The 5,640-nt window shown below is 50.2% G+C and carries 4 protein-coding genes; 1 reads left to right on the top strand and 3 read right to left on the bottom strand.

Annotated features, from left to right (window positions below):
* Nucleotides 1–492 precede the first annotated feature (492 nt).
* Complete coding sequence (locus ACOCD2_RS11265; protein WP_293652594.1) at nt 493–840, top strand: hypothetical protein; 348 nt, start codon at nt 493–495, stop codon at nt 838–840.
* A gap of 45 nt (nt 841–885) precedes the next feature.
* Here ACOCD2_RS11265 and ACOCD2_RS11260 read toward each other — a convergent pair whose 3' ends face one another.
* The 3 genes from ACOCD2_RS11260 to ACOCD2_RS11250 all read right to left on the bottom strand — a co-directional run bounded on the left by ACOCD2_RS11260 (nt 886) and on the right by ACOCD2_RS11250 (nt 5,462).
* A complete protein-coding gene (locus ACOCD2_RS11260; protein WP_293647677.1) occupies nt 886–1,335 on the bottom strand; it encodes a TlpA family protein disulfide reductase in 450 nt (149 codons plus the stop codon).
* A gap of 115 nt (nt 1,336–1,450) precedes the next feature.
* Nucleotides 1,451–2,746, bottom strand: a complete 1,296-nt coding sequence (locus ACOCD2_RS11255) for a peptidylprolyl isomerase (RefSeq protein ID WP_293647676.1) — start codon at nt 2,744–2,746, stop codon at nt 1,451–1,453.
* 163 nt (nt 2,747–2,909) lie between these two features.
* On the bottom strand, nt 2,910–5,462 hold the full coding sequence (locus ACOCD2_RS11250; protein ID WP_293647675.1) for a hypothetical protein: 2,553 nt from the start codon (nt 5,460–5,462) through the stop codon (nt 2,910–2,912).
* Nucleotides 5,463–5,640 lie beyond the last annotated feature (178 nt).

Here is a 5,640-nt window from a genome sequence, read left to right as displayed (position 1 = left end):
CAAAATTGTTGGCCGTAGGTGGGTCAGAATAGATGGCCATTAACAACTGCCCAGCAGTATGATGCTGATTATGTATTTCATGATTTTCCCTGATTGTCTTATTACCCCACCTGGCAGCAGGAAAAACCGGCTTCCGGGCAGACACTATTGTCCGACTACCTGCTCACGAGGGCTGGCAGCCACAGACAGGTTGATAGCTGAAAGGAGATGTATTCCGACAGTCGTCAGATACGCAGGAAAACCTGCCTCAACACACTTCAGCAGTCAGACAGTTTCAGAGGGAGGGCCACGCGCAACCGGACCGATGAGCTGCATTTCATACAGCCGACCCGAATCGCTGGCCAGAGAAAGGATCAGCCAGACAACAGGCTGATACAAGGAAAGCAGGGGCGCAGGTAATGCACTGGAACCCTGCTGCAACACCAGGCATTTGAGACAGACTTCGCCTTGAGCGGCATCCAGCGGCTGATGCTCAAGCGTGTCTTCGGCCTCGTGATAGATTTTGGGACATCCCAGTCCCCAAAATCGACTCGGCCTTTGACAACCTATTTGTTCCCCAGCCGTCCTGGTCACCAAGCACTACGCAACAACTTCGCAAGCTCGTTGCTGCTCCGTACTTGCCTCCCAATGACTGGACGCCGCGTTCGGAGGCCTACTTTGTTTTCCCTCTGGCGCAAGGCACGCCGGGAAAACAGTGCGGCCTCGCGGCTACTGGGGTCTACCAGCCTTCGCTTCGCTCTCCATGGCTGGCAGCGGATGCAAAACAGACAGCAGCTGCGTTGCCACCAGATAGGCGGCGAGCAGCAGGGGAAATACCCGCCTGATCACGACAAATCTTGAAGAAAAAAGCCGCACTTAAAGGAGAACAACGCCCTGCGTGAAAATCTACTTCAATAATGGTAGCACATAGGTATTGAAAGCTTCTTCATCCATCTGTCCACGATGGATGTACTTGATGCGGCCATCACGGGCAATAACCACGGTATGGGGAATCACACCCGCATCGTTCCCCCACTTGCGCATCAGATTCCCTGCCGCAGAGGGTTCCAGCACCAAAGTGGGATAATTCATACCCAAGCTGCGGGCAACATTGGCCAGCTTGCGCTTTTCATCCACGCCGATACCGATCAGTTGCAACCCCCTGTCACCATACTGCTGCTGGTAGTGAACGAATTCCGGGATCTCGTACTGGCAGGGTCCACACCAGCTGGCCCAGAAATTCATCATGATGACCTTGCCCTTCCAGTCCTCCAGGGAATGCACCTTGCCCTGAAGATCCTTGAGGTAGAAAGGATTCATTTCCCAGGCATTGTTGGTTCTTTCCGGCAGCGCCATGCTGCTGGTCCTGGGCTGTTGGCGGTCGGTCGCCGCTTGTACGTTATTGCTTCCAACAGTGCACACACCTGCCAATATCAAAACTACAAGGCCGGTAAAGACCCTGTGAAAACAATTACTCACCTTTCAAATCCTTCGTCGTGTTGTTTGCCAGAACCTTCCAGTCTACGGGATATTTTTGTTGTAGTTTGGCCAGATAAGCCGCCAGTTTTTCATCGATAATAGATTGACGGATTTTATCTTTCATCGCCGCATAGTTTCTGGTCTTGCCTGGTCGCCGCTCCAATACGGTTACTAAATGATACCCCTGAGGAGTCTGAACGATATCACTCAAGCCACCATCTGCCATGTTCTTCAGACGCAATTCTATTTTAGGATTCCCTTCCCCTTCCCTAAACCAACCCATATCCCCATTGTGGGCTCTCCCATAAGGATCGATGCTGTAGCGGCCGGCTAGGGTAAACAGGCTTTCACCTTGTTCAATGCGCTTTTTTAACGCCACCGCCTGTGCATAAGATGATGTGACGAGTTGACCAACATGCCATCGAGCAGGAATATGAGCCAATTCGGGATTATTTTGCAGATATTTCTTCATGGTTTCATCGTTCGGAACCCACTGTTGTTCCAATTTTTCCACAAACAGAGCCGGCAAGCGCTCCTGCGCATAAGCAGTTATCTTGGCATCGAGGTTGATCCCATCATCGGCTGCCGCTTGAGAAAATATCAATAATTCTGCACGCTGATAAAGCTGTTCCTTGATCCATTCAACATCAGGCAGTTTTGGATATTCCCCTTCTTTCACCAACTCACCGTAACGAATGGCAATTTTGTCACCCTGCATCAGCAACGTGTCCGAACCGATACCTTCCCTAATTCGATCCTCATAAAAAACCACATGCTGCTTTTCACGCAACGTCTGTAAGGAGCGCAAACGCAGGACTTTAAATCTTTCGGCCAGCCAGGAGGCCTTTGCAGCCGCCAATGCATCAGCCCGCCCTTTGTACTCTTCTTTCATCTTCTGCAAGTCCTTCTCGGGAATTCGCAGTTGCTCCTGGAGCTTCTGAATATAAGAGCGATAGAGCTGTGAGGTACGATATTCCACAATCTCACTACGAAACTCGGGTGATTTCTCTACTCCTTGTGCCGCAGCCTCAAGACGCAGTAAACGCAGGGCAACCAAACGCTTGAGCAAGTCTCCACGTAGTGCCGCCTGTTCCTGGGATCCCAGCGTATTGAACTGCACTGCAAACGGTGAAGAGCGTACCGCAGTTTCCAGGTCTGCAGCCGTAACCTTCGTTCCCCCTACACTGACCAATATTTCAGATGCATTGCCTGCTGCAATTCCGGGCACCACCAGAACTGCCAACATCATCAAACTTACAATACCAAGAATGCGATCAAAAACCTTCATAAAAGCAATACCGTTTGTTAGTACCGAAGCCGCGTGGCCTCAGGTTGGTTTTATCTACCTGTTTAACCTACTGGGAAAAGCGCAAAAACCGAAATAAAAACAGGGAGCCAGGCTCCCTGTTCAATCAAGCCAGCCGACAATGACTGGCTTTCTTTTTGGTCAATCAATCATCATCCTCGTCAGGAATCTTTCCTCCCAGATCCGGTGCAGTAGCATGCATCCAAGATACCGCGGAGTCATAGTCCTCGGAGATATAGCGACCTTTCCACTTATGATCTTCGTCATTTTTCGCCAGGAAAGGCACGCCGTTTTCATTCACTTCATGACAAGCCGCACAACGGAATGGACCATGCGTTCCATCCGGGTTGTACTGAGGAGCCTGCTTGTACGTAGTCGTGTCTGCACCATTCTTTACGGGATACAAGCCATGAATGGACTGATGACAAGCCTGACAGGCAATACCTGCATGGCCTTTTGAGTAACGCATCAGGCTGTATTTACCGGGCTGATTGATCGGGAACGCCACACCACCCTGGCCTTCAACAAAAGGTGCTGCATGACAGTCGGCGCAATGTGGTGCCCCGGGAGACAGCCAGTAATCACTACCATGGGTAGCAGCACTATAGGGCACCGCCGTTGCACCAGTCGCCCCTTTCGGCAGCTTCAGGCTGGCAATATCGACAGCCGGATTCGCGGACAGGGGAACAACACTGAAATCACCATCAACATCTTTGCTGCCCATGGGACCTTTACCCTTGAGTGCAATGACAGCGATATCCGGCACCATTCGTTTGTCAGACCAAGTCAGCAGTACGCCGGATTTCCCCGGAGTATCCTCCCCCTTGGCATTCAGAACCACCTTGGGGTCCATATACTTGGCAGCCAACTCTTTCTTACTGACGCCAATGGCCTTGGCAATTTCATCCAAGGATTTGTTACGGATTGTGTTGCCAGTCTGCATAAAGGCGTTCTTCAGATTATCCCGCTGATACAGCTCACGAGACAATTGGTTGTGGCAGTTGGTGCACCACAGCCCCTTTCCGCCCTTGTTATTGCCAATCTTGGAGACATTGGTCTGCAACCAACTACCAATCGCATTCAGATGCTCATCGGTCTCAACGCCATCCTTATCCTTGTTAGGATTGGAATGCACATCACGTCCGACATAACAACCCCCGGAAGCATCACGGTTATCCGCATCCGCATAGGCATTCTTGCCATCGATAGTGATGGGATAATTTTCCATACCACCATCGTAACGGTGGGCAGGATGACAACCTTGACAGGAACCTGAACGCCCATGTGAATCTGGAAGGGGTACTTTGGTCTGATGCACCGTATGAATGGCCTGCGTCAGCGGAGGAATGGTTACCTCCTTGCCTTCCTTATTCTTGTGTGTGCCCGCACCTAAAACGCCAATAACATTATCACCATGACACTTTTGGCACAGCACGGGGTCACGACCCAGGCGGTTCATTGTAGAACGGCTGTTAGGATCATAGTTCTTCATAAACTCCGTACCACTATGATCATCATGCATTTCAAGTATGGACACAGAAGTTGCTTTCAAATCAGCAATCCAGTCAGAAGCTCCCAGACCCTTCCAGAAGGCCCGCTCCTGCTTATACAACTTGAACTTCTTTCCATTGGCCGTTTCATTGGCATGACAGTTAGAGCAGTTGGGAATATCGATGGGATTGGTACCCACAAAAGTAATGGGCTTGCCGCTATGGCTATCGATAACCGGCTTTCCCGAATCCGCATCCACCAGACTAACCCAGTTCTCCTGGAAGGGCTGAATGTCGCTTTCCACCAGAGTTAGCAGATCTTTCGCTGCCGTGCGATCGGTAAAGGGAGTCAAAGGCAGACCCAACGCATCCCAGATACCAGGATTGGTCAGCACAATGGGAACGTTTTCCAGTACCGGCGATTTGGTATACACGATAGTACCTTTTTCGCCCGTATAATGCAGATGCCCGCCACTGATGGGGCTGGGCACCGCCGCACCGGCCGGTCCATTGTCCCGAGGCACAGGAATCTGCAGGCCGACGAACTTCTTGTCCTTGTCGGCGCTGCCGCCAGTGGGATTAGTCCCTTTCAGATCCTTGTATACATAAAGATGGGTAAAGTAGGCGTTGGCCACACTTTCATCCTTGCCATATTTACCATCACCATTCACATCATAAGGAACGTCCCAGTACTTGAGTTTATTGCCTTCCGAATAGGTGTTATTGACAAAACCATAGGAAAGTTTGAATCGCTTCTTGCCGTCAACCACGACACCTGCATCTTCCTCATCAGCTTCGAGCAGTTCAGGATATTTCTTCTTGCCTGTGGCCGTCTTGATGACCTGGGACTGCACCGAATTGTACGGCGGCAAAACACAACAGTAGGTGAAATCAAAGCCGGTACAATGCATGCCCAGCTCATAGTTGACAGTAATGTTGTAATCATTTTTTGGTTTGCTGGTATCTGCTGCAACTTCAGGGCCGCCATACATCTTGGCGCCAACGGATGCTGCTACAGCATGTTTTGTTTCTTTTTTGGCGGGTTCCTGCTTGGCCACTTCTTCTTGAGTGGTGCAGGCTCCGACTGCCAATGCAGCCAGAACAGCTGCAGACAAGGCTTTTTTCATATTAACCCCCTGGTGACCGGTTGCCGCATACCAGATCGATTTCTGGTGTACGGCCCCGGCATTTTTATCGAATTTTAGCAAAACCGTCCCTGGCATCGCCCCCCTACAAATTCGTCCCTCCTTTGGTACTGCTTCAGGTAACTTCTGAGACGTGACAAAATATTAACATCAAGAGGGAAATGTAATCAACAAAACTTGCTTAAAAAACAAAATGTTAGCATATTAACAAATTATGCTTTATTAATATTAAAGCGAAATA

The organism is Thiolapillus sp., assembly GCF_048562965.1.
In the GTDB taxonomy this organism is placed as follows: domain Bacteria; phylum Pseudomonadota; class Gammaproteobacteria; order Chromatiales; family Chromatiaceae; genus Thiolapillus; species Thiolapillus brandeum_A.
This window is presented reverse-complemented; position numbering and strand designations above follow the sequence as displayed.